Annotated in this window: 28 protein-coding genes and 1 pseudogene; 6 read left to right on the top strand and 23 right to left on the bottom strand. The window is 49.7% G+C overall.

Annotation, left to right across the window (positions count from 1 at the left end):
* Window positions 1–87 precede the first annotated feature (87 nt).
* Window positions 88–1,764 (top strand): ABC transporter substrate-binding protein, encoded by a 1,677-nt coding sequence (locus H70357_RS13660; protein WP_038590189.1) that lies wholly within the window; start codon window positions 88–90, stop codon window positions 1,762–1,764.
* Between the two features lie 75 nt (window positions 1,765–1,839).
* Here H70357_RS13660 and H70357_RS13655 read toward each other — a convergent pair.
* A pseudogene (locus H70357_RS13655) lies at window positions 1,840–2,334 on the bottom strand (DinB family protein).
* A gap of 149 nt (window positions 2,335–2,483) precedes the next feature.
* Here H70357_RS13655 and H70357_RS35290 point away from each other — a divergent pair.
* The gene (locus H70357_RS35290) at window positions 2,484–2,711 is read left to right on the top strand and encodes a DUF2651 family protein (protein ID WP_081965799.1); all 228 of its coding nucleotides are present in this window, start codon (window positions 2,484–2,486) and stop codon (window positions 2,709–2,711) included.
* 194 nt (window positions 2,712–2,905) lie between these two features.
* Here the strand turns inward: H70357_RS35290 and H70357_RS13645 are convergent, their stop codons facing one another.
* The 6 genes from H70357_RS13645 to H70357_RS13620 all read right to left on the bottom strand — a co-directional run bounded on the left by H70357_RS13645 (window position 2,906) and on the right by H70357_RS13620 (window position 7,370).
* Window positions 2,906–3,349, bottom strand: a complete 444-nt coding sequence (locus tag H70357_RS13645) for a GNAT family N-acetyltransferase (RefSeq protein WP_038590183.1) — start codon at window positions 3,347–3,349, stop codon at window positions 2,906–2,908.
* Window positions 3,350–3,369: 20 nt separating this feature from the next.
* Entirely contained in the window at window positions 3,370–3,918 is a 549-nt protein-coding gene (locus H70357_RS13640; protein ID WP_038590180.1) for a histidine phosphatase family protein, read from the bottom strand.
* Between the two features lie 3 nt (window positions 3,919–3,921).
* Window positions 3,922–4,407 carry a hypothetical protein gene (locus H70357_RS13635; protein ID WP_038590177.1) on the bottom strand — a complete coding sequence of 162 codons (486 nt, stop codon included), beginning with the start codon at window positions 4,405–4,407 and terminating at the stop codon, window positions 3,922–3,924.
* A gap of 123 nt (window positions 4,408–4,530) precedes the next feature.
* Window positions 4,531–5,067 (bottom strand): AAA family ATPase, encoded by a 537-nt coding sequence (locus H70357_RS13630; protein ID WP_038590174.1) that lies wholly within the window; start codon window positions 5,065–5,067, stop codon window positions 4,531–4,533.
* Window positions 5,068–5,231: 164 nt separating this feature from the next.
* Entirely contained in the window at window positions 5,232–6,641 is a 1,410-nt protein-coding gene (locus H70357_RS13625) for an NAD-dependent malic enzyme (RefSeq protein ID WP_038590170.1), read from the bottom strand.
* A gap of 132 nt (window positions 6,642–6,773) precedes the next feature.
* Window positions 6,774–7,370: a TetR/AcrR family transcriptional regulator gene (locus tag H70357_RS13620; protein WP_038590167.1), complete on the bottom strand. Its 597-nt coding sequence runs from the start codon at window positions 7,368–7,370 to the stop codon at window positions 6,774–6,776.
* Between the two features lie 125 nt (window positions 7,371–7,495).
* Between H70357_RS13620 and H70357_RS13615 the strand changes: the two genes are divergently transcribed.
* The gene (locus H70357_RS13615) at window positions 7,496–8,488 is read left to right on the top strand and encodes an acrylyl-CoA reductase family protein (protein ID WP_038590164.1); all 993 of its coding nucleotides are present in this window, start codon (window positions 7,496–7,498) and stop codon (window positions 8,486–8,488) included.
* Window positions 8,489–8,560: 72 nt separating this feature from the next.
* Here the strand turns inward: H70357_RS13615 and H70357_RS13610 are convergent, their stop codons facing one another.
* From H70357_RS13610 to H70357_RS13585, 6 genes are all read right to left on the bottom strand, one after another.
* Complete coding sequence (locus tag H70357_RS13610) at window positions 8,561–10,900, bottom strand: ABC transporter permease (RefSeq protein ID WP_038590161.1); 2,340 nt, start codon at window positions 10,898–10,900, stop codon at window positions 8,561–8,563.
* Between the two features lies 1 nt (window position 10,901).
* Window positions 10,902–11,663, bottom strand: coding sequence for an ABC transporter ATP-binding protein (locus H70357_RS13605; RefSeq protein ID WP_038590158.1), 762 nt, complete (start codon window positions 11,661–11,663; stop codon window positions 10,902–10,904).
* Window positions 11,664–11,762: 99 nt separating this feature from the next.
* On the bottom strand, window positions 11,763–13,022 hold the full coding sequence (locus H70357_RS13600; RefSeq protein WP_038590155.1) for a HAMP domain-containing sensor histidine kinase: 1,260 nt from the start codon (window positions 13,020–13,022) through the stop codon (window positions 11,763–11,765).
* On the bottom strand, window positions 13,019–13,702 hold the full coding sequence (locus H70357_RS13595) for a response regulator transcription factor (protein WP_038590152.1): 684 nt from the start codon (window positions 13,700–13,702) through the stop codon (window positions 13,019–13,021). Before H70357_RS13595 ends, H70357_RS13600 begins: the two co-directional genes overlap by 4 nt.
* Before the next feature lie 151 nt (window positions 13,703–13,853).
* On the bottom strand, window positions 13,854–14,606 hold the full coding sequence (locus H70357_RS13590; protein ID WP_442950463.1) for a cupin domain-containing protein: 753 nt from the start codon (window positions 14,604–14,606) through the stop codon (window positions 13,854–13,856).
* Window positions 14,607–14,761: 155 nt separating this feature from the next.
* Window positions 14,762–16,354, bottom strand: a complete 1,593-nt coding sequence (locus tag H70357_RS13585) for a sensor domain-containing diguanylate cyclase (RefSeq protein ID WP_038590146.1) — start codon at window positions 16,352–16,354, stop codon at window positions 14,762–14,764.
* Window positions 16,355–16,532: 178 nt separating this feature from the next.
* Here H70357_RS13585 and H70357_RS13580 point away from each other — a divergent pair, with 178 nt between their 5' ends.
* Window positions 16,533–17,387, top strand: a complete 855-nt coding sequence (locus H70357_RS13580) for an alpha/beta hydrolase (protein ID WP_038590143.1) — start codon at window positions 16,533–16,535, stop codon at window positions 17,385–17,387.
* An 80-nt stretch (window positions 17,388–17,467) separates the two neighbouring features.
* Here the strand turns inward: H70357_RS13580 and H70357_RS13575 are convergent, their stop codons facing one another.
* From H70357_RS13575 to H70357_RS13555, 5 genes are all read right to left on the bottom strand, one after another.
* On the bottom strand, window positions 17,468–18,022 hold the full coding sequence (locus H70357_RS13575; RefSeq protein WP_063848044.1) for a YfiT family bacillithiol transferase: 555 nt from the start codon (window positions 18,020–18,022) through the stop codon (window positions 17,468–17,470).
* Between the two features lie 58 nt (window positions 18,023–18,080).
* Window positions 18,081–18,755, bottom strand: coding sequence for an HAD family hydrolase (locus H70357_RS34330; RefSeq protein ID WP_052092011.1), 675 nt, complete (start codon window positions 18,753–18,755; stop codon window positions 18,081–18,083).
* Between the two features lie 102 nt (window positions 18,756–18,857).
* On the bottom strand, window positions 18,858–19,598 hold the full coding sequence (locus tag H70357_RS13565; RefSeq protein ID WP_038590140.1) for a GTP pyrophosphokinase: 741 nt from the start codon (window positions 19,596–19,598) through the stop codon (window positions 18,858–18,860).
* Window positions 19,599–19,801: 203 nt separating this feature from the next.
* Entirely contained in the window at window positions 19,802–20,836 is a 1,035-nt protein-coding gene (locus tag H70357_RS13560) for an HD-GYP domain-containing protein (RefSeq protein ID WP_038590137.1), read from the bottom strand.
* 159 nt (window positions 20,837–20,995) lie between these two features.
* The gene (locus H70357_RS13555; protein ID WP_038590134.1) at window positions 20,996–21,457 is read right to left on the bottom strand and encodes a hypothetical protein; all 462 of its coding nucleotides are present in this window, start codon (window positions 21,455–21,457) and stop codon (window positions 20,996–20,998) included.
* 200 nt (window positions 21,458–21,657) lie between these two features.
* Between H70357_RS13555 and H70357_RS13550 the strand changes: the two genes are divergently transcribed.
* Window positions 21,658–21,963, top strand: a complete 306-nt coding sequence (locus H70357_RS13550) for a Dabb family protein (protein ID WP_038590131.1) — start codon at window positions 21,658–21,660, stop codon at window positions 21,961–21,963.
* A 4-nt stretch (window positions 21,964–21,967) separates the two neighbouring features.
* Here H70357_RS13550 and lepB read toward each other — a convergent pair whose 3' ends face one another.
* Genes lepB through pgsA form a run of 4 tightly spaced genes read right to left on the bottom strand, consistent with a single transcriptional unit; the run spans window position 21,968 to window position 24,390 of the window.
* Window positions 21,968–22,462, bottom strand: a complete 495-nt coding sequence (lepB, locus tag H70357_RS13545) for a signal peptidase I (protein ID WP_038590128.1) — start codon at window positions 22,460–22,462, stop codon at window positions 21,968–21,970.
* Window positions 22,463–22,484: 22 nt separating this feature from the next.
* The gene (locus H70357_RS13540) at window positions 22,485–22,886 is read right to left on the bottom strand and encodes a DUF4265 domain-containing protein (protein WP_038590124.1); all 402 of its coding nucleotides are present in this window, start codon (window positions 22,884–22,886) and stop codon (window positions 22,485–22,487) included.
* 30 nt (window positions 22,887–22,916) lie between these two features.
* Complete coding sequence (locus H70357_RS13535; RefSeq protein ID WP_379145101.1) at window positions 22,917–23,783, bottom strand: SDR family oxidoreductase; 867 nt, start codon at window positions 23,781–23,783, stop codon at window positions 22,917–22,919.
* A 16-nt stretch (window positions 23,784–23,799) separates the two neighbouring features.
* Entirely contained in the window at window positions 23,800–24,390 is a 591-nt protein-coding gene (gene pgsA / locus H70357_RS13530) for a CDP-diacylglycerol--glycerol-3-phosphate 3-phosphatidyltransferase (protein WP_038590121.1), read from the bottom strand.
* Window positions 24,391–24,734: 344 nt separating this feature from the next.
* On the opposite strand from pgsA, the gene H70357_RS13525 reads away from it, so the two are divergent.
* Window positions 24,735–25,547: a hypothetical protein gene (locus tag H70357_RS13525; protein ID WP_052092010.1), complete on the top strand. Its 813-nt coding sequence runs from the start codon at window positions 24,735–24,737 to the stop codon at window positions 25,545–25,547.
* A gap of 61 nt (window positions 25,548–25,608) precedes the next feature.
* On the opposite strand, the gene H70357_RS13520 is transcribed toward H70357_RS13525, so the two are convergent.
* A complete protein-coding gene (locus H70357_RS13520) occupies window positions 25,609–26,400 on the bottom strand; it encodes a lipid II flippase Amj family protein (protein WP_038590118.1) in 792 nt (263 codons plus the stop codon).
* Window positions 26,401–26,416 lie beyond the last annotated feature (16 nt).

Raw genomic sequence — 26,416 nt, 5'->3', positions numbered from 1 at the left:
CTTATCCCAATTTTAGCTGATAAAATAAGAAGAAAAAGAGAAAGAAATGAGTTTATATTTCCTATTTTAAGAAAGGAACAGCCGACAATGAAACTGCACAGCCAATTTCTGAAGCTGCACTCCCATCATGGGGGGGCGGCGGAAATCATGGTCACCCTTGATGAACTGGCTTTAACTCTGGGCTGCACCCACCGCAATGCATTGCATGTTATCAATAAAATGTCGGAGCAGGGCTGGATCGTCTGGACACCCAGCCGGGGGCGGGGCCGCCGGTCCTCCCTGAAATTTCTAACGGATTCCGAGTCTATCGCCCTGCAATCCATGAAGCAGGCGATCAGCAGCAGAGATATCCGCAGCGCCATGGAGGGCATCCGCGGACATGCCCGTTCCTCCTCGCTGCAGGATTCCCTGCAGGGCTGGCTGATGTCCTACTTCGGCCATCACTCCGAGATCCGCAGCGACAAACGGATTGACAGCTTACGGCTGCCGGTCAACCAGCAGCTCCATACCTTTGATCCGCTGTACATGAATTTATTGGCGGAGTCCTTCGTGTCCAGCCATGTGTTCGACGGGCTGGTAGGACGCGGCGGTGAACGGGACGACATCCTTCCCGGGCTCGCCCATGCCTGGGATGTAGATGTCAGCCGCACCAGCTGGACGTTCCATCTGCGTAAGGATGTCTTCTTCCATCATGGCAAGGTACTGGCTGCCGAAGATGTGGTCTATTCCTTCGAACGGATGATGACTTCGTCGCACCGGATGCTGTACAACTCTATTTTCAAAGAGATTCAGGAAGTGAAAGCCCTGAACGCTACCACAGTGCGATTTCTGCTCAAGAAACCCAATGAGCTCTTCCTGCCTTTCCTGTGCACGAGCCGGGCAGCTGTCGTTCCAAGGGATCTGGAAAACCAGGGTGAGAGCAGCTTCGGGCGCAGACCGGCAGGCACCGGACCGTTCAAGGTAGCGGAGATGCATGAGGATTCCTGCGTACTGGAGGTATTCCCGTATTATTTTCAGGGCCGCGCCCATCTGGACCGGGTGGAAATTCTCTATGTACCGTGGGGGATAAGTAATTCTTCTCCGGAGACAAGCTCCGGCTTCCACATTGTTACGAATCCTTCTGTCTCTGACCCTTCGGCCTGGAGCCGGATTCATTCCGAGTCCTCTGTGCGGAAATTTGTGACCTTCAATACGAAAAAAAAGGGACCACTAAGCGATCCCCTTCTTCGGGCAGACATTGTATCCTGTTTGAACGCGGATGTGGAGACGCATGGACCACAGCAGCCAGAGCCTCATCCGGCAGCGCTGCAAATTGCCACGATTCCGCAATATTCCGGTGATGCCGAATCCATTGCCGCAAGGCTGAAGCGCCAGGGTTATGCCTGCACGGTACTGACCGTTTCCCCGGAGGAATTCAAAGGTCCGGTCCGCCTGCAAGCCGACCTGATTGTTTTCTCCCTGCTCCGTGATCAGGATGAACAGCTCCGGCTGTTCGACCTGTATCTGACGCTCGCGCAGCATATCGAGCCGCGTACCCGGGCCGATATTGAAGGCCGGCTGAGCCTCATTTCCCGCGAGCCGCATTTCCAGGCCAGAGCCGAGGGCTTCAAGATCATCGAAGACAGCCTGATCCACGATCATCAGCTGCATATCCTGTACGAAAAGCCCACCGAAACGGCTTACCTTCCCTCTGTGCGCGGTGTAACCTTCAACAGCCAGGGCTGGGTCGACCTGCGCCATCTATGGTTCCCGCCGGAGCTGTAAAGCCTCCAAGGACAGTTGGCCTGGTCATTCCAGTGGCCGAGGGGCGATGAGCGGACGGACTTTCAGAGTTAAAGTTCAATTCCGTAAGCCCGGCAGGCTGTCCGCTAACCCTTTGCCGATCACATTGGCGGAAGGCGGCTGCTTCCCGAGCTCTCTGGCCCAGACGGAGAGCTGCCCGGTATGATGAATTTCATGAGCGATAACATGGCGCATAATTTCGCCCCAGGCATCGGTAACCACCGAGCCGTCACTGCGCTCATCTACAAAAACATTCCGCTCCAGACCTTCATGCCAGGCCAGCACAAAGTCTTCCACCTAGGGACGAAACTTTGCATCCAGCTCCCGTACCTTTTGCAGGCTGCTGTACCAGGCGAAATCCTCCTGAAAATCCGGTTTGCCCTCCATCACCATGATCCAGCTCCACTCTACATCGGCAATATGAAACAGCGTCTTCAATATCCCGCCAACGCCGCCTGTACGCGGCTTCAGCAGTTCCTCTTCCGGTATCTCCTCACACCACTTGTACCACTGCTCGCGAACCACCCAGTTATAACGGAAAAATGTCTCCATCCAACCCCTCCAATAATGTTAAATTCATCACACTTGCAGACAGTTTAACATATAGCAGAACCGGCATGGCATGGAAAAAATAATTATACTTGTCATACAGCTTCTTCCAGGTAAAAAGTATATAATTATAGAATATTTTATATTGAGGAGTGAATCCGTTGCTTTTGGTTTTTGTAATCTGTCCTATAATCGTTATAGTCACTTCAATTGTTGGTTTTATGTTGATTAGAAGATGGTTCGTAATGCCGTTATTAACTTTTATTGTTTTCACAGCACTAACTTTTACCGTCTTCAATGAGTCCTTTTTCATTTGGGCGATAGTTTATGCAATATTATCAGTCATCGTAGGTTTAATGATGAAGTCAGCAAATAAGTGAAAATCAACAAACGTAATGATTAACGGCTCCATATTGGAGCCGTTTTTCTATGCCTAAGCGAAAAAAACCAGCCTCTGCAGGCTGGCGGGGTATTCTTAATTCTTCTTTCGCTTCTTGCGGTTTTCCCAAAGAGTATCTGTGATGTCATCAAAGATAATTTCGAAAAATGCCCACACAGCCCTCCCTCCCTCATGTTAATGTGAGCTTAGATGCTTGCGGTACCCTTCTACCTTTTCATCCCGGTAGCCCATAGACTCATAGAAGACATGCGCTTCCTTACGCTGCTCACCGGAAACGAGGATAATGTAATAGCAGTTTCTCTCGTGGGCGGCTTGCTCAATGGCAGTCATAAGCTTTTTGCCGAGACCCTGGCGTCTGGCGCGGGAGGATACAACTACATTCTCGATCACCATAAACGGCCGGCAGTCTCCGACGAGATCCTGGCATTCGATCCCCATCAAGGAGCCGAACAGCTCCCCGTCCACGTATGCGCCGAGCAAGATGTACCGGCTATCTGCCTTTATCCTGTTAAAAGCTTCTGCCAGCTTCACTTGATCCGTTCGATGGCCTATCAATTCACTGTACAGCTCATTTAATGCCTCAAGAGCATCCGCTTCAATTTCCTTAATGGTGACCATTTTGTGCATCCCGCTTTCATTTAATTTTCTATCTTCTCATATGTATAAAGCTGCCCATTTCGCGGATGTCCCATCCGCTTCCCTTGATAGGATCTGCGCCGCAGTTCCCGCTCCAGCTGCTTCATAAAAGCGCCATGTGTGACGATCAGCACACCAGAGCGCTGCGGTACTGATTCCAGGAGATCGACAGCCGCTTTCACGCGCTGACTGGTTGTCCGCCTGCTCTCTGGCTGGGAGCGGTGACCGAATATCCAGGACAGACGTCCGAGAGCCAGCCACCAGGGCACCGGCAGCCTGGGACCCGATACGCTAACCGCAGCCACTTCAATTTCTCGCAGCTGCTCCGTGAATGTAATGCTGCCTGAGTAGATGCTGCGGGCCGTGTCCACCGCTCTGGGCAGATCACTGCACAGGCAATGATCCCACAGTTCTGCAGGCTGATTCCACTCCCCGGTCCGGATATCCGCTGCATCATACAATCTCACCCATTCATTGAACTGACGGCCGTTCACCCAGCCCTGCAGCGGCGGAGGCTCTACTTTGAAATGTCTGACCAATCCGAATTTCACCGTCTACCACCCGCCTGAATCGACGGTATCGACTTCAATTCCTTTTCCAGCTGTCAGATGAAGGTTCGCATTGCCCTTGCCTTTGTTTCCGACGATCTTAATCCGGCTGTTTCCTTTGATAAGCGGCAGTTCCACCGAACCTTCAGCGCTGCCTTCGGCAATGACTACGGTTTCCTCTTCAGGAGTTATGAGTACGACTTTAAACTTTCCTTTGGTGATATCCTGCTCAAACTCGATGCCAAGCTTACCTTCCTCCGCGGCCTCAATGCTCCACAAAGTATCCGATCCATAGAATCCGGTAAAGTTAAGCTCGGCATCCTGTGCAGTCACTTCACCTATACGATCCTTGTAAGTAAGGCTGTCTCCGCTCTGTACGATCACCTTGTTGTTGCCATACACATCCTTCTGTTTCTGGTCGACACCGCAGCCGGCAAACACCACAGCAGCCAGAACCACACTAAGACAACAAGCAATCCCCCGGTTGTACATCTTATACACTCCCCATGATTACATTCAACTTTTGATTTTCACATCACAACTTGATCCTACAAACAGTCATCCCTTAACCCGCAGCTCAAACCGCTCCTTCTTGCCACGCTCTTTCTCTCCTTATCATTGACTGGACAGATGGCTCAGCACAGCCTCTACACGTTGATCTACCGACATTTCCCCTGTTAACCGCAGTACCGGACAGCCCAGCTCAGACATCCATTCCTCATGCAGTGTTCTGCTTCTGACCTCCACACCTGCCGTATCATATAAAGCGGCCCATTCCAAAAAAAACTGCACATCTGTAAATTTGCTCCCACCCGGCAGACTTTCCTTCCCATACCGCTCATATTCTCTTGCCTTTAAGCGCTCCAGCCGGAGCTCCGGTGGAATCCACAGAAAGATTACCAGGTCAAAATAAGCGCGAAGTTCATCTCCCCAGCCACAGACAGCTCCGGAAAGTATCCATGGTCCGGCATGATCCAAGTCCCGCTTGATTGCAGCCAGTCTCTGCGTCTTGTCACTCTGCTTCGTGAATTTGTGCTCCCAGAAATAGTCGTCGCTATCCAGATGCACATGCGGCAGCTTCTCTGCCAGCGCCTGGCCGAGCGTGGTTGTGCCGGATCCGGAAGCCCCCATAATATGTATCCTGCTGAACATGGCTCCTCCTGAACATGTAATGATTATTTATAATTGTATAATTTTTCACATAAAAGATACAGCGGCACATTTCACTCCCCGGCGGCAACTATTGAAGCGGACGCAAAGCAAATAACCCGCGAGACCGTTGTGGCCGCAGGTTTTCCGCTTGCTCTTTGGTGACCTCAGTCCGAAATATCCGGAGGAATACGGCGCGCCGTACGGGTAGCGATAGCTGCCTTGATCACTGCCAGCCGTACCTGCTCCACCACTTTCTCATTAAAAATACTCGGAATGATATATTGCTCATTCCGCTCATCCTCCTGTACAACCGAAGCAATGGCCTGTGCTGCAGCCAGCTTCATCTCCAGATTCACCTCTCTTGCCCTGCAATCCAGCGCTCCGCGGAAAATTCCCGGAAAACAGAGCACATTGTTAATCTGGTTCGGATAATCGCTTCTTCCGGTCGCCAGTACACGGGCATACGGTTCTGCCAGTTCAGGCTCGATCTCCGGATTGGGATTGGCCATAGCAAAGACGATGTTGTCCTTGGCCATGCTCTGCAGGTGGCTGACGTTCAGAATGCCCCCGCTGGATACGCCGATAAACACATCCGCCCCCTGGAGCGCCTCCGTCAATCCGCCGCTTAAACCCTCAGGATTGGTGTTATCCGCCAGCCAGCGCCATTCGGCATTCCCGTAAGCTTGCTCTCTGCTGAGAATCCCCTGCCGGTCAACGGCATATATGCTGCGGGCTCCCGCTGCCAGCAGCAGGCGGCAGATGGAGACGCCGGCTGCTCCGATGCCGACCACGACAATTCTGCAGGAAGCGATTTGCTTGTCCACCACTTTCAAGGCATTTAACAGTCCTGCCAAAGCAACAACTGCCGTGCCATGCTGATCGTCATGAAACACGGGGATATCCAGCTCGGCGGAGAGGCGCCGTTCAATTTCGAAGCAGCGGGGTGAGCTGATATCCTCCAGGTTGATGCCGCCGAAACCAGCAGAAACCGCTTTCACAATCGCGATGATTTCCTCCGGATCCTTGGTGTCCAGGCATAAGGGAAACGCATCGATATCTGCCAGTTGCTTAAAGAGCATCGCCTTGCCCTCCATGACCGGCATCGCCGCCTGCGGTCCGATATCACCGAGGCCAAGTACCGCAGTTCCGTCGGTAACGACGGCAACCGTGTTTCTTTTCATCGTAAGCGAATAGGCTTTACCCGGATCCTCGGCAATCGCCATGCAGACACGGGCAACACCAGGTGTATACACCAGTGACAGATCCTCCCGGTTTTTGATCGGCATTTTGGGTGTGATCTCAATCTTCCCGCCAAGGTGGGCCAGAAACGTCCGGTCGGATACATTAATAACCTTAATCCCCGGCATGTTCGACAATATCGTAATAATCTCCTTATTGCCTGCATCCTGGACGTTTACGGTAATATCTCTTGTCGTCACATCCTTACCTGCACGGATGACGTCAATGGCCACAATATCCCCGCCCGCTGAAGCAAGCGCTGAAGCAACATCACCAAAAGATGCAACCGATTTACGGATTTCCAGACGGATAATCATCGTTGTCGCAATGGACATAGAGTAAGCCTCCTTCTCAAAGCGTTCTATGACCAATATACTACAGTTCACAGAATGTACAAAAGAAATTTTCCGTGGAACTTTTGGTCCCACGTTCACAATGTACGTGCCAATCATTTACTTCACAAGGGTTCAGTCACTCAGCACCTTTATAATTGCTGTATAACAGGATTCTTTGAAAGTGGCATGCAGGTCATCGTCATCGGTCATCAGCCACTGGATCAGACAACCATCGATTATTGCACGGATCACCGGCGAGGTCTTGTCCGGGGTCAGCTCCCTGGAGAATACCCCTTCCTCCTGGCCCAGGTTCAGCACTTCGGTACTGATGGCTGCACAGCTGTCATAGAAGCGCTGGTTGATTTCCCGGTACACGGGAATCCGGCTCGCCCGGGCCAGGAAATCGAGGTACACCCGGTAAAATGAACGGTTTTGGGCCGGACCGGCAAACGCCGAATCAATATAGGCGGCAAGCTTGCCCGTTGCCGTATGCTGCTCCTGCACCGCCGCCTGCTCTTTCGCCGATATTTTACCTGTCAGCCATGCCAGCAGTTCAACCAACACAGCCTCCTTATTCTCGAAATAGTAATGCACGACCCCTTTGCTGACTTCGGCATGATCTGCGATGGTCTGCAAGGTCACGGAATCATAGCCGCTTTCTGTCAATGCCTGAAAGGCTGCATACAGAATCTGCTTGCGTTTCTCTTCGGATTTCTTGTAACGTACCATTGGACCTCCACGATTAGACTGTTATGTACTTAATATCATAGCACTAAAAAAGTTGACCGGTCAGAATAAATATTATATAACTGACTTACCTATCACAGATCGTAGAAGAACAGGAGCGAAAACTCATGCCTGAAACATTTCAAGCTTTGGTTGTGGACAAAACAGACACGTTTAAGGTAGCTGTACAACCGGTGACACTTGGGGAATTGCCTGCCGGTGAGGTGCTGATCAAGGTATCCTACTCCAGCGTGAATTATAAGGACGGCTTAGCCAGCATTCCGAATGGAAACATTCTCCGCAATTATCCCTTCATCCCGGGCATTGATCTGTCCGGAATCGTTGTATCTTCAGCAGACAGCCGGTTCCGGGAAGGACAATCCGTCATTGCCACCAGCTATGGCATCGGCGTATCCCATTTCGGCGGCTTCAGTGAGTATGCCCGGATTCCTGCCGAATGGGTCCTTCCGCTGCCGGAAGGTCTTTCCCTGCGCGAAGCGATGATCTATGGCACCGCCGGATTAACGGCTGCCTTGTCGATTCAAGCGCTGGAGGATAACGGAGCAGCGCCGGACAAAGGCAAGCTGCTGGTAACCGGCGCAACCGGCGGTGTCGGCGGAACAGCCGTAGCGATGCTGGCCCACAAAGGATACACGGTCACAGCCAGCACCGGCAGAACGGAAGAAGCCGGTTATCTGCAGACCCTGGGTGCAGCCGAGGTCATCTCCCGCGGAGACGTCGGCGATGGTACAGGCAAGCCGCTTGACAAGCAGCTGTGGCAGGCTGCTGTTGATTCCGTAGGCGGCGGCCCGCTAGCGGCGGTAATCAGCAAGATCACCTACGGCGGCGCCGTTGCCGCAAGCGGCTTAACTGCAGGAACGGCAGTCCCGACGACCGTGATGCCTTTTATCCTGCGCGGTGTAAGCCTGCTTGGCATTGATTCCGTCTCTTGCCCTATGGAGAAGCGGCTGAAGATTTGGCAGCGTATGGCAAGTGATTTGAAGCCTGCGGTACTGGAGGAACTGGTCGACCGGGAGATCGCCTTGAGTGAGCTGCCCGCTGCATTGGAAGACATCCTTAAATCGAATACCAGAGGCCGGGTACTTGTCCGCCTCTCCTAGTCCTAATACAACTACAGCCACCCGGGAAATCATGCCCGGGTGGCTTTTTTAGTTTAAGCATAAAGAAACTGTCTACTCTGTGATCAATTCATAAGCCGTAATCCGTTTGATCCGATGGGAGACCAGCATGGATATGAGGTAAGAGAACAAGATAAGGCCTATGCCCAGTCCTATGATCATCGGGGCCTGTATAGTAAAGTTCACCTGTGCGATTCCCGCACTGGACAGCAGCATTTCGAGCATGGAATTGGTATAAAGACCGCCAAGGCAGGCGCCGATGAGAACGCCCACCGTTACTACAGGGAGAAAGCTCATAGCTATTTGCGATCTCAATTGGAATGTCGTGTAACCTAAGGCACGCATTATGCCCAGCTCCCGCTTCCGTTTCAGGATGCCTGTCTGAATTACCAGGTAGAGAATTAAACTAACAGTTAGTACAGTAATTGCCAAAATCACAACCATAAGGGTGAAAATGGCTGATATATACACTTTCATCGAATCTGCAATGGATTTTTCGGCATTGGTTACAGACTGAAGCATATCCGGATATTGTGATTTCACAGCTTCAATAAACTCCGGAGAGGTAGTGCCATCCAGATAGACGTTAATAGACATCGCCTGTTGGCCAGGCATCAGCCGCTGCACACCTTCAAGCGCCAGAGATGCATCTGTGCTTAAGGATTGGCTCAGGCCGGTGATCAGAAATGGTTCGGACACTTTGCCCAAATCAACATTTATCGTATCACCGATACTTTTGCCCAGCAGCCTGGACAAAGTGCTGGTAATCACAATTTCGTTATCATATTTCGGATGGCGGCCTTTCACCACTGTGTTATTGTCCATCTGCGCATAATCATCGGAGAAATCAGACGACACCTGACGACCGTTGATCGTTACCGTGAGGTAATCCTGAAAGACCGCTTTTTCGACGCCGTTCATCCCTTTAATCTCCTTCAGCAGCCGTTCACTGTCCTGCCCCTGCTGAACTTGAATGCCCACATTGGGTGTTTCGGCACCGGTCATTTGAAAGAAGGCCGTTTTATCCTCGGCAATATTATAGTAGAACACAGCCGAGAAGACGGATGCAAACGTAATCGCCGTTATAATACAGCCAATTAACAGGTTCTGCCGGCTATTGGCAAGCATTGTTTTGCAGGCCAGCAGAAATTGCAGACCTCCCTTGGCCTTATGCAGTGGAAGGTGATTGCGCTTGAAATTATGCGTCACAATCCCGCCCCGCAGCGCCGCAACCGGCTGCAGTCTGCGTACACGCCAGGTTGAACCCATCGCCACTGCCCACACAAGCACCATAAGGATAGCAATACTGAGCAACGAGTTGCCTAATGGGGTTCCGCCAGGCCAACGCAGACCCGTCAGCGTGGCGATGATGCCTCCGAACGCTTGAACCGCAGCGTAGGAAAGCGCTACACCGGCAACACTCCCGGCAAGACCGGTCAGCGTAAATTGCAGAGCAAAGGAGGATGAAATCTGCCGGCTCGTATATCCCAGTGCCTTGAGCACACCGATGTTCACTATTCCCTCTTCGATGCTGTCCGCAATGCGAAACTTGATAACAATCAGCGACACCACCACAATAATGGCTGCAAAAACAATCAGAATCATCGCGACAATATTGATTGTGAGTGTCGAGCTTTTGGCCTGTCCGATATCACCGCTCCAGAAATTGATATCGTTCGAGTCGTTAAGCTCCGGAAACTCGGCGCTGTAATCTCTCAAGAATGATGTCGACTGGCTGCTGTCCTTGAACACTGCCGACTGGAGGATCCCCTCTGCATCAGCTCCCAGCTTGTGTTGAAGCTCACGATAGGTGGTGTCCGGCAAATAAAATTTCATCAGGGCCAGATTTGGCTTGCCCATCAGGGTAGACTCGAAAAATCCGGTGATCTTGTAGCTGTAAGTCACATTCTGATAGGTAAGACTGAACGAATCACCCAACTGGTAGCCTCCGCTGGCTTTCAAAGAATATGGGGCTAAAATCCCAGTTTCATCATTTGCCGGTATAGACTCGACCAACTTAAGCGGTGCGATGTTGCGGTTGTTATCTGCATTCAGAAGTGCGATACGCAGACTGAAATCATTATCGGTGTCTTTATCGTAGCGGAAAGCAGCCTTGGGGATGAGGATAATCCGTTCCGTTTCCTGTTCCTTTACCCCTTCATAGGATTTAATATAATCCTCAGTGGAGGGCTTAAAATGAGAGGCTGACATCGTAATCACTGCATGCGCATCATGCAGCTCATCGGCCTTCTTCTCATAGAACCTTCCCATTGAGGAGACAATCGTGATACCGATATTAAGCAGTAAGGAAGCCGTCAAAATCAGGATGAACAGGGAGAAGGCTGCTCCTTTTCTTTTTTTGATATTGGCCCAGGAGAGGTTGAGAACGTTCATCTTACCACCCCATTTCAGCAAGAAAGGCATCCAGCTTGTCATGCCTTGCCTGATGCTGCCCTTCGTCATAAGCATCCAGCCGAAGATCACCGCAAATCATTCCGTCGCGCAGGTACAGGATCCGGTTGCCGCGTAAAGCCGTTTTGAAATCATGGGTCACCATAACAATGCTTTGTCCGCTCCGGTTGATCCGGGTCATGATATCAAGCACATTGGTGCTTGATGCGGAATTCAGCGCTCCCGTAGGCTCGTCCGCAAATACGATCTTGGGATCATTGATCAGCGCACGCACAATTCCGGCCCGCTGGGCTTCACCGCCGGACAGCTGCGAAGGAAACTTGCCCCATGTGGGCTCCTCCAGCCCTACCTGGCTAAGCAATTGCTTCGCTTTAGCGGTCAGCTCCCGCTTATTCCGGCTCACCAGCAGAGCGCTCGCAAGCATATTGTCGAGCACACTCATGTTGTCGAGCAGATAGATTTGCTGGAAGACAAATCCGCAATGGTTCCTGCGGAAAATGGCAAGCTGGTCATTGCTCAGCTTGGCAATGTTGGCGTTCGCGAAATGAACTTCACCGAGCGACGGTCTGTCCATACCGGACAGGGCATACAGCAGCGTCGATTTGCCCGAACCCGAACTGCCCATGATAATCGTGAAATCCCCTTCCATCAGGCTGATATCCAAATTTTTCAGCACATGCTGCTGTACTCCGCCGGAAGAGAAGCTTTTACATAATTTTTCGGTTCTGAGAATTGTATTCTGCATGAATGGATCATCCTTTGTTCATTAGTAGCCTGCAGATCTATCATACACAATCAATTCTTAATCCTTCTTTGCCGGAACCTTAACCATTCCTTAATTCGTTTACACCAGCTTTAATCGCAGGCTTACCGTAAAACCGCCTTCACGATTGCTGCATTCAATCTCCCCTTGCATGCCCTGCATCAGGTATTTGGAGATATAAAGACCGAGTCCCGCTCCGGCCTGACCGGTAATATTTTGTCCCCGGTAGAATTTGTTGAACAGCAGCGGCAGCTCATCCGGGTCTACACCTTTGCCGTAATCCATAATATCGATTTGTAAATAACCGGAGGTTAGGTAAGTAACAACGGTTACCGCAGTATTTGCATATTTATAGGAGTTGCTAAGGATGTTGTCGAAAACCTGCTGCAGTCGCAGCGCATCCGCATAAATCATGCACTCCGGGATCGGGTCGTGAAATATCCGGTTATCCAGGTCGGCATTTTGCAGAATATCATCCAAGATACTGCTGTATTCCTCAGTTCCTTTAACCTTTAATTCCTGCAGCTCCTCCAGCGTCGCATGAAACATATCCGTTATCATAAGATCTATCTGCTCGGCTTTGGCATTAATCATGTTCAGCTGCCGTATGTCCTTCGCATCCATTGCGCGAAGCAGCATCAGTTCGCTGACCGCCTTAATCGAAGCAACCGGGGTTTTTATATCATGACTGAGGCTGGCCACCAGCTCCTTTTTGCTGCGGTTGGCTTCATATTCGCTTTTCCTGGCTGAAGCGAGCTGTTCACGCATAATGTCAAAGCTTTCGGTAAAAACGCCAAACGGATTGTTTTTGTTCATGTTGAGCGGAACTTCCAAATTCCCCCGGGCCACGTTCCGTGCGAAACCCTGCAGTTTCTTGAAGGGTGAGATAAAGGCCCGCTGCAAATAAAAAACATAAAGCCCGCCCAATACCAGCATCATGAAAAAACTGACCGTGATGACCGTCGCCAGCTGGTGCTTGTTCTGCTTGAGCTTTGCGCTGTAGTCCTCCCGAATAATGAGCTTGCCTGCCGTCACTCCCTGCACCGTTACGTCAAGGATTGCATCCCTGTTGCGGATGGCTTCATTCAGCCCCGTGAACATTCCATCCGCCGTTTGGTAGCGCAATAAGCCCTCTTGATCCAATACAGCGAATTGCTGCGTGACGCCGCTGTAATCGCCTTGCTCAATCCGCTCCCAGTTCTTCTCTACGGTCTTCAGCACATCGTTGGCCATAACCATATCCAGCCTCATGTCAATGCCTTCCGGGATGATGGACAGCGAAAAAACAACTCCTGCAATAAAAACAGCGAGCATTGTCAGGAGCACTCCCCTGGACCTCATCGCGGACTATCCTCCAGCACATAGCCCTTTCCCCACACGGTCTTAATATATTGCGGACTGTTGGGATCATATTCGATCTTTTCACGCAGGTGGCGGATATGCACATTCAGCGTTCCATCACCGGTAAACGAATCTTCCCACACTTTGGCGAATAGTTCTTCCTTCGGCACCACCCGGTTCTTATGCTGTGCCAAATAACAGAGCAGCTTGTACTCCATGGTTTTGAAACGGATCTCCTCTCCGTTTACGAGAACACGGGAGAGCTGGGTATCAATCCGCACCTGACCAAACTCCAGCTGTTCCGCTTGATCCTTGTTACCGTACCGCTTCAGCACAGCCTTTACTTTTGCCAGCAGCACACTGAGTGTATAGGGCTTATGGATGTAATCGTCTCCGCCAATATTAAGCGCAATCAGAATATCATCGTCGCTGGAACGGGCACTTATGAACAGAATCGGGATCTGCAATGTCCCTCTTAGTTTTTTGCACAGATCAAAACCCGAGCTTTCACCCAGGTTAATATCCAGTAGAATAAGTGACGGTTCATGCTCCTGCACAAACCGCTCACATTCTGCCGCACTGGTTACATAAGCGGTCCGAACCTCAAACATATTTAGATACTCACAGGTAGTTTCCGCCAGCACGGCCTCGTCGTCGACAATTAAGACATCATATCTCATTTTGCATAATCTCCATCTATCGTTAAAATTTACAAACCTATAATACTCTCTCTACGATACCATGAATATAGAGTCAAAATAAATAAACCCGTCAATTCGACGGGTTCAGGATAGCGCTGAGGCTTCACTTGGTGATGGACATGAGATAAGTTTACAGATTCTCCGGAGGGTTCACCATATTCTGATAAACCGGATAGGCCTGGGCATAAGGCTGCTGGTGATACTGCTGAACATAAGGCTGGCCATAATAGCCGGGATTGGCGTATGGCTGGTACCCGAAGGAGTGCGCTTGCGGGGCATGCGGAACATGCATAGGCATGTGAGGAGCCATATTGGGGGCTGCGATATTTTCACCTGCCATCTTTGATGGTTCACAGCAGTCCGCGGGCGGTCCAATAAAGGTACCCGGTTGAAGCGGAGCCAGTGCATCCTTCACTTTAGCTTCGTTAAGACAGTAAGTATGGGCAAGTACATTCGCCGGCGTGAGACTCAGAATGTCCGAACCCAGAATCACTTCCGGGACAGGTGCATTAAAGATAGCCAGCAGATGGGTGCAATCCATCGTTGCGACCTCATAATGCCACCACCCCTGCGGCACATTCGCCACTTGACCGGGGCAGATCGGGAAATGCAGCAGCTCATTCGTAAAGGGATTGATTATGGAAACCACTGCCGCACCGGAGATGCAATAGACCAGCTCCGCAGCATTTTGATGATAATGCGGTTCGACGACATTGGATTTGCTGAGGAAAATATCAAGCAGAGACGTGTTATCCAGGGTGTTCAATTCCTTAATTGACAAGGTATTGATATAGTTGTTGGCATCCTTCTTAAACGTTGTATTGCTGTTTACATCAAAAGTAAACTGTGTATTGGGAGACTTGTAATCCATGTATGACGTCACTTTGCAATCCTTCCCTTCTGCTGACCGTTTTTTATTCGTTCTGCAGTAGGATATGTATCCGCCCAGGCCCAGGTGACGACTTTCTCACTCCAAGCCCAGGAATAAAATTACCCCATGGATACAGCTTATTAATTTTCCGCAAAGATGCTGCGACCTTATTCACCGGCGATAATAGTCCGGTTTCTGCCTCTATTCTTGGCTGCATATAACGCCCGGTCCGCCTGTCCAAGCAGTTCTTCCAGCGAAACGCCGTGAGTGGGATAATGGGCAATGCCCTGTGAGGAAGTTACCCGCATAGCCAGAGGAACATCGCTTTTCTCCAATGTCTTGCGGATTCTTTCGGCGACGATATAAGCATCTTCAGCCTTTGTCCTTGGAAGCAGCACTACAAACTCTTCTCCGCCGAAACGGCAGCATACATCTCCTGGACGGACACTGGCGCTGATAATTCCGGCTACCTGGCGCAGCACCTCATCACCAGTCAAATGGCCATACGTATCATTCACAAATTTGAACTTGTCCACATCCAGGACGATCAGGGAAAAAGGCATTCGCGCGGCGATCCACTGATTCATACTGATTTCCAGTGATCTGCGGTTCACAAGCCCTGTCAGCAGATCGGTCATCGCCTCCTGGGCCAGTTGATCATTCTGCTTCTGGATATCTTTCCAGGCCATAACGACTGCTTGGGTCAGCAGATCCGCTTCCCGGTTCCAATGAGGTTTCAGTTCAGGCACCTTCATATTGTCTTTGCCGATCCTGTTCACCAGGTCAGCTAGAAACACGAATGGCTTGGCCAACTGGTGGGCCAGCAGAAAAACAAAAATCAGCAAAATTACAAAAGGAATAAGCGTATAAGTAAGAATCTTGCGCATATGGGCCATTAATTGTTCCTGAATGAAATCTACTGGTGAAACGACGACAATTCCCCAGCCATTCGCCGGAACGGCGGAAAAGCCGGCTAGCATGGACTGCCCCTTTACGTTTAGAGCCTCCATTTGTCCGCTTTCACCTTTCATCAGCTTCTGTACCACCTTATTAGCGCTAACATCTTCATTCATCCGCTCTTTATCGGGATGGAACAGCACATGCCCTTCAGAGCTGACGATGTAGTAATAAGAGCCGGAATCATCTATGTTATTATTCCCGAAAATCATATTGAGGATATTGAAGTCCTGCAGATAGACGGTGCCTCCGAGCACTCCAAGATATCCCTTATCTTCGCTGTACAGCGGCTCACTCATAAAGAAAAGCATTCTTCCCGTTGAGGTGGTGGTGTACGGTGCGGATAAATATGAGTTTTTTAACCGCAGCGCTTCCTTGACTGGAGGAGATACTATCGGTTGCCCGACGATCCCCAGCGATGCAGGTGAATTGTTAAGAACCACGCCGTCAGCGTTTATCAGAATTATCGAATTAAAATAGTTGCTGCTGTTGCGCATTAGCTCTAAATAGCGGTCAATAGCTCCCGGCTGTGGTGTCTCAAGCTTGGAAATCTGATCTGCGCTATACAGCAGGCTGCTGCGCATGGAACGAAAAAGTGAATCTACTGTCTTGCTCATTCTCTCGGCATTGGACAGATTCAGATTAAGTGTAGTTTCCATCAGTGATTTTTTCTTGGATTCATATGAACCGATGAGCAAAATCGTTGTTGTGAGCAGAAACACGAGTGTTACCAGGGCAATAAGCAGCCAAGTCAGACTAAGCTTCTTTTTGAACCGGGCATCTGCTCCCCGTGGTAAAGGCATTCCTAAACCTCCTTGTATTCGCGAGCCTATTTGTACTAATTATAAACGATTGCGAAACAGAGTCTACCTGCATATTTTTTCCCATTTTCTGCACCTGCCGGCACATCTTTTGCCCGCCTACAGGGTATCCTTCTCATTGTGGGATGTATAAAACAACAGCAGGAGGTAAACGAAAATAATGTGGATAAAAAACAAACTCACCTTAAGCCTGACTGCGGTATTCCTGATCCTGCTGGCACTTCAGCCGCTGTTGGCCGGACAAGCTGATGCTGCTGCTGTAACAGGCAAGCCTGAAGCCAAGCAAAGTCTTACCTTCGTACTTGTGCACGGGGCATGGGTGGATGCCAGCTTCTGGGATGAGACGGCAGCAGAACTGCGCAAAATGGGACATACCGTATATACGCCGGAATATGCCGGTCATGGCGGGGACAAGAATACGCAGGTTACTCATGAACAAGTAACAAAGTCAGTGGCAGATTTCATCAAGCAGAAAGATTTGCATGAGATAATCCTGCTTGGGCATAGCTTTGGGGGCTCTGTGATCCAGAAAACCGCCGAGCAGGTTCCGGACCGGATTAAGCGGCTCGTATTTTTTGACGCCTTTGTGCCTCTGGACGGACAAAGCGTTGCGGACCAGTTCCCCGCTCCCGTCCAGGAGCTGTTCGGAAATCTGCTGAAAACATCAGGCAACAATACGATTATGCTGCCCTTTAGCCTGTTCCGCGACGTCTTCGTCAATACAGCCACATTTGAGCAGGCACAATCCCTATACCGGAAGGTTATTCCCGAGCCGGCAGGTCCGGCATTTCAGAAGCTTGATCTTAAGAAGTTCTACAGCCTACAGCTGCCTAAAAGTTATCTGTTCCTGACGGAAGATGCTGTGCTGCCTCAAGGGGCTTCCGGCTGGCATCCCGGCCAGTCCAGCCATTTGGGAATGTTCCGCTACATTGAAGGGACCGGCGATCATATGACAACCGTTCACACGAATCCTCGGCAAATTGCCGATAAAATCGTTCAAGCCAGCCGGGACTAAGACATCCGCGGCCGGACAAAATTAAAGAGCAGGCGGCGGGACGTTTTCCCCGACCACTTGCTCTTTTTAATTAGGGGCGATTACCAGCCACTTCGAAGTACCAATGAGCTGATTTGAGCGGTATGATGACGGTTATGCCATACATATCTTTGGACTGCCGCATCCAGCGTCATTGTCCCGAGTCCCAGGCTTACAAAGGTTCGATCATAGTCCGCTTCGTTCATTGCATCCAGCAAAAGCACAAATCTCCCGTTGAGGTGCTTCAGCAGCTGAAGAGAAGATTCAGTGGGTTCCTCCAGGTAATCGCTTTGTTCCGCCCATAAGTCCTGCCGGTACGAAGGTATCTCGGGGGCATCCTCAGTCAATCCCCGCTTAAAACGCAGATAGGCATACATATTCGTATCTGCCAGATGATGCACCACTTGCCGTACGCTCCAGCCGCCTGGCCGGTAGGGTGTGTTCAGCTGCTCCAGTGTCAGCTGCTCTACTGCTTTGCTTAAGACATCCGCCAGCTCCCGGATATCTTGAACCGACTGATTCCGTGCTTCGCCTGTCCGGCATTCTGCCGCTTCGAACCTTCCGATAGGGTAGCGCAAACGGTCCAGTTCCTGATCTGCTGATGTATAGTTCTCCATAATAAAGTCCATCTCCTTCCGGAACTGCCTCTCCTTGACGTGCATAAATCGCGCAGCCTTATAGCAACTCGTAAAACTCATCCAAATTCTTCACCATATAATCCGGCTGCACCTCATGGTTCCAGACCTCCTGATTCCGGTTAAGCCAGCAGGCCTTAATGCCTGCTCTTGCCGCTCCCAGCACATCTGAAACAGAATCACCTATATGGATAATCTGTCCGGGTTCTACACCATAATGCGCAATAACTTCGCCAAACATCCGGTTATGGCTGTCATTCTTATACGACAGGTGCTCTTCTGAAGTAAACAGCCTGATAGGATAACTCTTGTAGAAATCGGGAAGCATCTCCACATCTGTATCGCTGACAATACACACTTGATATTCTCCAGTGATCCGCTGCAAAAAATGCTCCGTCTCCTCATACAACTCTGACAAACGGTGTTCGGCAAATAAAACATCTACTGCCTGCAGGTAATCATACTCCATTGCCTCCTGCTGAAACACTTTCTTGAAGCTGTCGCTGTATATCTCTCTGCTGGTCCAGTAGACCCCGGAATCGCGGATTGCTGTCGCGGCCTTGTAATAGTGGCTTAACAGCAGCCCGCCAAGCTCTGCCGCCCGTTCCTCGCTATAGCGCTCCTGCAGGATCGGCCTCCACACATTTCCCGTCCGGCCCTGGATGTTTACCAGTGTCTGAAACATATCCAGGCTAATCACTTTGTATGGTTTCATGAACTTCCTCCTAGAGATTAAAGCGTGCCGCTACGAACACTGCCGGTGAATTCCAGTAAATATATGTACATGCTATACGCATCAGCACTGCTTAGACTATGACTAATTCCCTAACAGCTTGATGAAATCGGCGGGCAGATGTAATTGCTGGTTGTTGAGGATGATCCGGCGCAATTCTTCAAAGGAATCGTCCTCCTGGGCATCTTTAATTTCCTGAATCTCGCGGTGCAGGCGTTCCATTTGCAGATCGAGATCAGCTGCTTTATCGGCGGCTTGTTTAAGTTCGCGGGTCAGATGTTCAGGTACCGACTGGCTGTATTTATAGAAAATTTTGTGCTCAAGGCTAGCCCAGAAGTCCATCGCAATCGTACGGATCTGCACTTCAACACATACCAGCTCCGTGCAGTCCGACAGAAATACCGGAACCTCCACAAGCAGATGCAGACTCTGGTACCCATTCGGTTTCGGATTCTTAATATAGTCCTTAACCTCAAGCACCTTCAGATCATCTTGCTTCTGCAGCATTTCACTGACACTGTATATATCCGAGATAAAAGAGCAGGTGATTCGCAGGCCGGCGATATCCTTGATGCTGGATTTCACGGCAGCCAGCGAAAGCTCGCTGTTCTTGCGCAGCATTTTACTCATAATGCTCTCCGGGGATTTGATCCGTGATTTGGTATGCTCTATCGGGCTGTAGTCATGAAGGATCTGAAACTCCTGTTTCAAAATTTCAATCTTGGTCTCCATTTCCTCCAGAGCGAATCTATAAATCATCATAAAGCGGGTCAATTCGTGTTTGATCTGTTTTAAATTCTCCATCTGGTTGTTGTCGACATTCATAATTAGTTCTCCTCTTCTAACTTCTACAAGTCCCGTATGTCCATTCGGCTGACGATCCCTATAGTAATCTTTCATTCATCATAGCCAATCTACCGGCTGAATTCAAATCCGGCGGTACACAAAAAGGCTATCCGATGGGTCTGCTACAGATCCCCATCAGATAGCCTTTGCTATGAGCAGGCTTGGTGATACCCCAATACCTTTTAAATAAATACCTCTTCAACCGACAGGCTGCGCTCCCGTGACAAATCTCTGAACGTTTCGTTCACTTTTACCAGCGGCTTGAACAGATCCAGCGGATTATTCATTACGATAGTGCCTATTTCCCCGTTGCTGAGCCGGACATTCTTGCCTACGAAGCCTGGCAGCATATGTCCTGTAAGCGCCTGTACTACATTACCGTTCAGCTTGCCGAAGCCCATCTCATGCACTTGGCGCAGCACGGTAACCAATCCCTGTTTGGGCTGGTTCAGTCGCGAGGTTGTAAGTCCCATGTAAATGTTTGCTACAGTGACGATTTCGGTATACGGGTGAATTTCACCTTTACGGATCATGTTCGGATAACCTGAACCATCCTCAAACTCATGATGCTGCAGCGCTACGAGCGCTGTACCTTCATCCTTCATAGAGCTGCGGATGATATCGTAGCCGTGGGAAGTATGGCGTCTCAGCTCGTCCTCCTCGATAGCGTTCAACAGTCCAACTTTATTCAGAATGGACAATGGCACCTGGCTTTTGCCGATATCATGCAGATAGCCGGCACGGCTGATCATGTACCGTTCCTCTTTGGAATAGCCAAGCCAGGAAGCAATATAATAAGACAGCATCCCTACCAGCAAAGAGTGTTGATAGGTGTCAATATCGTCCCGGTCAAGCAGGAGCAGCAGAGAAACCACATCTTTTTGCGCATCCAGTGTTTCCAGCAGCGGCCGCAGTGTGCCGTCCACCATGGACGGGCTAAAGCTTCCCTGAGCCAGCGCCTCCATAAAAATAGATTCGTAGTTTTGTATCGCAAGATCAAAATCCTCATTCAAACCGTGGGTTAAATCCGCATCTTCCCCATCACGGGACAGCAAGCGCGCCTCAATATCCACATAATCTATTTTGTGCCGCATCAGGATGGTAATTTCCTCCCGTTCTACGACAGTTCCCTTAGGGAGAACATGCAGGCCCAGACTATTGAAAGTGTCCGTGATAAGGCAATCGCCATTTTTGAGATCTGTGACATGTACTTTCAAGTATCAGCACCCCTTCTTATGTACAGGAATCAATAAATTCCCAGAGCTTTACTTGATCATAGTCAAAAGTGCTCAAAGTAACAATATGGTGAAAGTCGCATTCACGCCGCCGGCATAGTTCAAATGAATCCCCTACTTTAGCCACCCACCGGTATGATTTTACATCCATTTTAAAAATCTTTTGTATTTTAGCTGGACCCCGTTTACTTCAGCCCAGCTGGTCAACCCCTTCATCGCCTGCTCCCGGTCATCCATAAATCTGAAGCATAGATTGACAGGTACGATACGTTTGCCTCTTGGCATGATACCGATTAAAGGACCATCAACCATAATCCACTTAATCTCTCCCGGCAACAGCCTTCTATTTCGGAGAAATATGGACTCTCTCCCCCATTTAATTTCAGTTGCCTTCCGCAGCGATTGAAACATAAAAAACAGCAGCAACAAACCGCAGACGCAGAGCCAAATTACTACGAAATAACTCAGTACCGGGTGAGGATGAGCCGTGTTAGATGAATTTATATAAATCATTTGAATTTCGATGGCGATCAGGAAAACCATACCCAGCATTGATCTTAAAGCAAAGGGAAATTTGATGTTTGTTGCAAAAGTATCCGGCATAATGTACTCCTTTCACGAGACCTGTGTTGTATACTGAAACTGCTCTTCACAAAACTAAGCGTTTGCTTCCGAAACAGTTTTGCGATGAAGTTAAACAAAGGAGCGATTGCTCACAAAACTAAGTGTTTGCTTCCGAAGCCGTTTTGTGATGAAGTTAAACAAAGGAGCGATTGCTCACAAAACTTTCAGGAGGTAGTAATATGTTCGAGCATCTGGTTATTTTTAAATTTAATGAGCATTATGAACCACAAAAAGAAGCGCTGCTGGTGCAGACACTTCTGGGTTTAAAGGACCAAATACCGGGAATCCTGGAACTTACGGCAGGTGTGAATGTCACGGAAGAGACTGAGAATATGCATGGATACACACTAGGGCTTCGCGTGACCTTTGCAGATCAGGAAGCCCTCCGCCAATACGGGCCGCATCCGGCACACCGCCATTTTGTTGAACTGCTTGAGGGGATTATTGAAAATGTCGTAGTTGTTGATTATCCCATCGCGAAGTAACGGGTTAGAAAAGATCACTGAGGTCGACGAGCATCTTGCCGATCAGCTTATCCTTGGCCACAAAAGGCGTCGGCCACAAATGGGCATCATAGCTGACATTCCGGTTGTCACCGAGGAAAAAGTAGTGGTCTGCAGGAACGGTAACTGGCCCGAAGGTATAGTTCATCGTTTCCTTAAGATACGGCTCGTCGAGCTTCTCCCCGTTTCTGAACAAAGCCCCATCTTTAATCTCAACGGTGTCTCCCGGCAGTCCCATCAGCCGTTTGACGTATTTTTTCTGCACGCCCTCTACAGGCGGAATAAACACAACAATATCGCCATGCTTCAGCGTGGTCAGCCAGAGCATTTTCTCTACGACAAGACGGTCGTTAACCTCGATCGTTGGATCCATTGAATCGGTAGGCACGCGCATCGCCTCGGCAACATAAGTACGGATAAATAAGGACAGGACAACCCCGATAAGGATGCTGGGCACCCATTGCTTCAGAAACTTTTTCATTTTGCCACCTCAGTTGATTAGTTTAGAGTTCAAATCGTTCAATAATTCTGGCCATTTCGCCTTCGACATCAATTCCAGAGCTATAGGGCATATGGATGACAAGCAAACCGCCGAAGATCTGCTCCGTTCTCCCCTCGTCGTCCTCGATGCGCTGCTTCATATCCCGGATCTCCTTCGAGCTTGCCGCTTCCTTGCTGAGCAGCCAGGCGTATCTTCTGAACCCGGATTTCTCCACCGTCTCCACGTAATATGAAATGCCCTGCTTCTCTTTCACTCTGATGATGTCGCCTAGCGCGATACCCGGGTTAAAGATCGGTGTCTCTTCAATGCGGTATTTATCCCGCGCTACCGGGGTCACATCAAGGATTTCAATCTCACGGCCAAGCTCGTCGAAGCATATGTGCAGCCCCACAGTATCCGGCATGGTCACACCTCAATTCTTATGATGTACAGCTTATTTCAATTTTGCGAGCGACCGGGCGATGATGCGTTCCAGCGTTTTCCAGGGAAACAGCGTTTTACCGAGAATCAGCGTTCTAGTCCCTTTCCCAACGGGATAACGCAGCTTCGGTGCGGACATTGCGGCAATACGCCCGATCAGCTCAGCCACCTGCCGGGGATCGGGAGCCGTCTCTGCGGTTCTCCGGGAATAACGCAGCACCTCTTCCAGCTTCTCCTTGTACGGTGAATCGGCCAGGCTCTGAATTCCCGCGATCCCTTTGCCCCAGATAGGCGTGCGGAAAGATCCGGGCTCCACCAGCACAACTCTTATGCCAAATGACGACAGTTCCTGGCGCAAGCTCTCGCTGAAGCCCTCAACCGCGAACTTTGAAGCAGCATATGGCGCATAACCGGGAAATCCGAACCGTCCGCTCACGCTGCTGACATTTATAATAGTGCCCGTCTGCTGCTTGCGCATCAGGGGAATGATGTTCTTGGTGACCTCCACCAGGCCAAAAAAGTTGGTATCCATCTGCCGGCGCCACTCCTCCATACTTACTTCCTCCATAAAGCCGCCGACAGCAAAACCTGCATTGTTAACCAAAACATCGACCCTGCCGAACTGCTCAATAATCTCCGAGACAGCCGATTCAATGGATGCCGTATCTGTCACATCCATTGTCACCAGATGAATCCGCCCTAGAACTCCGGCTTGCTCAGCCTGCTGCACCAGCTCGTCTTTACGGCTTAAATCCCGCATAGAAGCGATAACCTGATACCCTTTCTCCGCAAGGGTAAGCGCGCTGAGCATCCCAAACCCGCTGGAGGTTCCAGTGATGAGCGCTATTTTGTCATAGGGTTGTTTGTTAGTGTGGATCACATATACCTCCTGCTGTTCAATGTTGATCAAGCTTCAGAATACGGTAATTATTCTTTATGTATAGATAACCCGAATAGACAGTCAGGACAAGCGCACAGTACATTAGCATCTGATCAATGCGGATAGCCGTGATGAAGCTGAATGGCCAATTGTTTAACAAGACTGCGGAGATCGCCGCCACTTGAAATACCATTTTCAGTTTTCCGGACTTATCGGCCTGCAGGGCGATTTTTTGCGCAGATGCCGTCATTCTGATCCCTGTTATAATGAACTCTCTGCCGATAATAGTAATGGCAACCCAGGCAGCAATATCGTGCCGGCCCGCCATTAAGATCAATGCTGCCGAGATCAGCAGTTTGTCGGCCAACGGATCCAGCAGTTTGCCAAGATTCGTAATCTGATTATATTTTCTTGCAATATAACCGTCCAGTTTATCTGTAACCGAGGCCAGAGTAAATACGGCTGCAGCATAATAAACTCCATACAGATCAATATGCTGCAGAAGAGCTGATTTGCTGACTAACCCATCCGGATATATAGGAAACAGCATTACGAAAACCGGAATCATTAATATGCGCGTCACGGTTATCTTATTCGCCAGATTCATCGACGTCCTCCTTGTATATTCTTTCAATCATCATATCATAGATTAGGTTATATCTGGAAATGTAGTTAAGCAAGTAGAACCGGCTTCGCCGTACTCAAAAGGACGGTATCCGTTTCAGCGAGAAATAGAGGATAATTTATAGCGTGGAGCATATAAATTCATATATTTTCAATAAAACGAACTGGCGTTCCACTTCGCTCTTGACTATCCATTAATTTCAAGCTATAGTGAGTAACAAATATATACGTTGAGCGGGCGAAGCACCTCGCAGGACAGGCATTTATGCCTTTCTTGGGGGTGCTTTTTTGTGCGCTTTAACGCAATTCAGACGGGAGATGAAGAAGATGATTTATTCAGCAGGCAAGGAAAGCTCCAGGAACAGAAAGGCTGCGCCCGTTTATTTCAGAAGATTGGCTGGTTTGCTAATTGTATTAGTGCTCCTTACGGGCAATATTCCACTGGCCGCAGCAGCAGGAGACTGGGACTCCGCGCTGGAAGAATTTCATGATTTATATGAGGATTACACCGGACTGCAGGTTACGCTTAAAGCTGAAATTTCGAGGAATCAGACGCTGCGCAAACAAAATACCAGCAATCTTTCCGCGATTAATTCGCAGCTTCAGTCCATTAATCAGACTCTCCTCAACAGACTGAAATCCGAGGCCGAAGCGACGCAGAAGAAGCATGCACCGTTGCTGGAACAGTACACGACACTTGGCAAGCAGGCCTCAGCGGCCCGTAAAGCCAATAATCAAAAGTCTGCTGCTTCCTTGAATCTGAAGCGCAATAAACTGAAGGTATCTGCAACCGCTGCGCGTGCAGAGATCAAAGTAAAGACTACAGCCCTTGCTGAAGCGCGGAAGTCTACCGCTGCCAAAATCAAACCGACAAAGGATGCCCTTGCCCCGGTTTCTGCTCTGCGGAAGCAAATTACCGCAGAGAACAAAAAAGTAAGCGAGCTGCAAGCTATACGTTCTGAAGCTGACAAACGTTATAAAGCCGCTGTCAAAGCAGGAGACGCTGTTGCAGCCGCTGCGGGGATGAAGCTGTCTTATGCCAAGATGAGCGAAATACGCGTCATGGTTCAGCAGATGTACAGCTGGGAGCAGAAGATATCAGCTGCGCTCCGGACGGCGGAATCCAAGATTCCGAAGTAAAGCTGCTGCCCAAAGAAACAGCCACACTGCAACGCCTGTTTCGGCGCAGTGTGGTTGTGCACTATATCAGCTGTACCAGCCAGCTGATGAAATAAGAAGCAGGCTCAAGCACAAGCTGGCCCAGCAAGGTTCCGAGGAAACGTGCGCCCATCAGCAGCACATAGATTTTTCCTAACTGGTCGCGATATTCCAAATGCTCCGTAGCCTTATGCGTGATAATGCCAAGCTGCGGGTCAATGAAGATGGTCAGCAGAATCGTAGCCAGCCCGTTGATAAGTCCTGAAGCTTGAGAGGCGGTTGTGCTGAACTCTGGCGATAAATGCGCCGCGTACAATGAGGAGAGCACCCCTACAGTATAGAACGCAGTAACAAAGATATTCATGATAATAAAACGTTTGGGGATGCCGAGATATCTGAAGCTGGGCAGTTTTATTTTCGGTTTTTTGATATATTTCCGCGTGTTCTTAAGCTGGCCGATGGTGACGCTGGTCAGCAGCTTCGGTATAGAGCCCTCTACCTCCAGCTTGGATATCACTCTTCCAAACAGGCCCACGAAGGTAGGGAATATGGCAATCGCTATCAAAGTGCCAAGCGATGAAGCCAGCATGATGATCCGCAAATAATTGATTAAGGGAAAATCCGGGTGTGTTTTGGCAAAGTCAACAAATTTGGCGGTAAGCGGTGCTTGGATCATATTAGCCGTTCTGGATACTAGTACAATAATTCCGGTCAAAGATAATGCTATGGCGATCTTGTTCAGCTTCACTCCGGCAAAGCGAACGGAATACGACAGGGTTTCTGCCGTATGAATGATCATTGTCAGCAGGCATACCACAATTAGACTGTTTGTCATTTGTCGAAATCATCTC

This window comes from Paenibacillus sp. FSL H7-0357 (assembly GCF_000758525.1).
Lineage (GTDB): Bacteria > Bacillota > Bacilli > Paenibacillales > Paenibacillaceae > Paenibacillus_AQ.
Note: the sequence above shows the minus strand (reverse complement) of the source record. Positions and strands in the feature narration are given on the sequence as shown.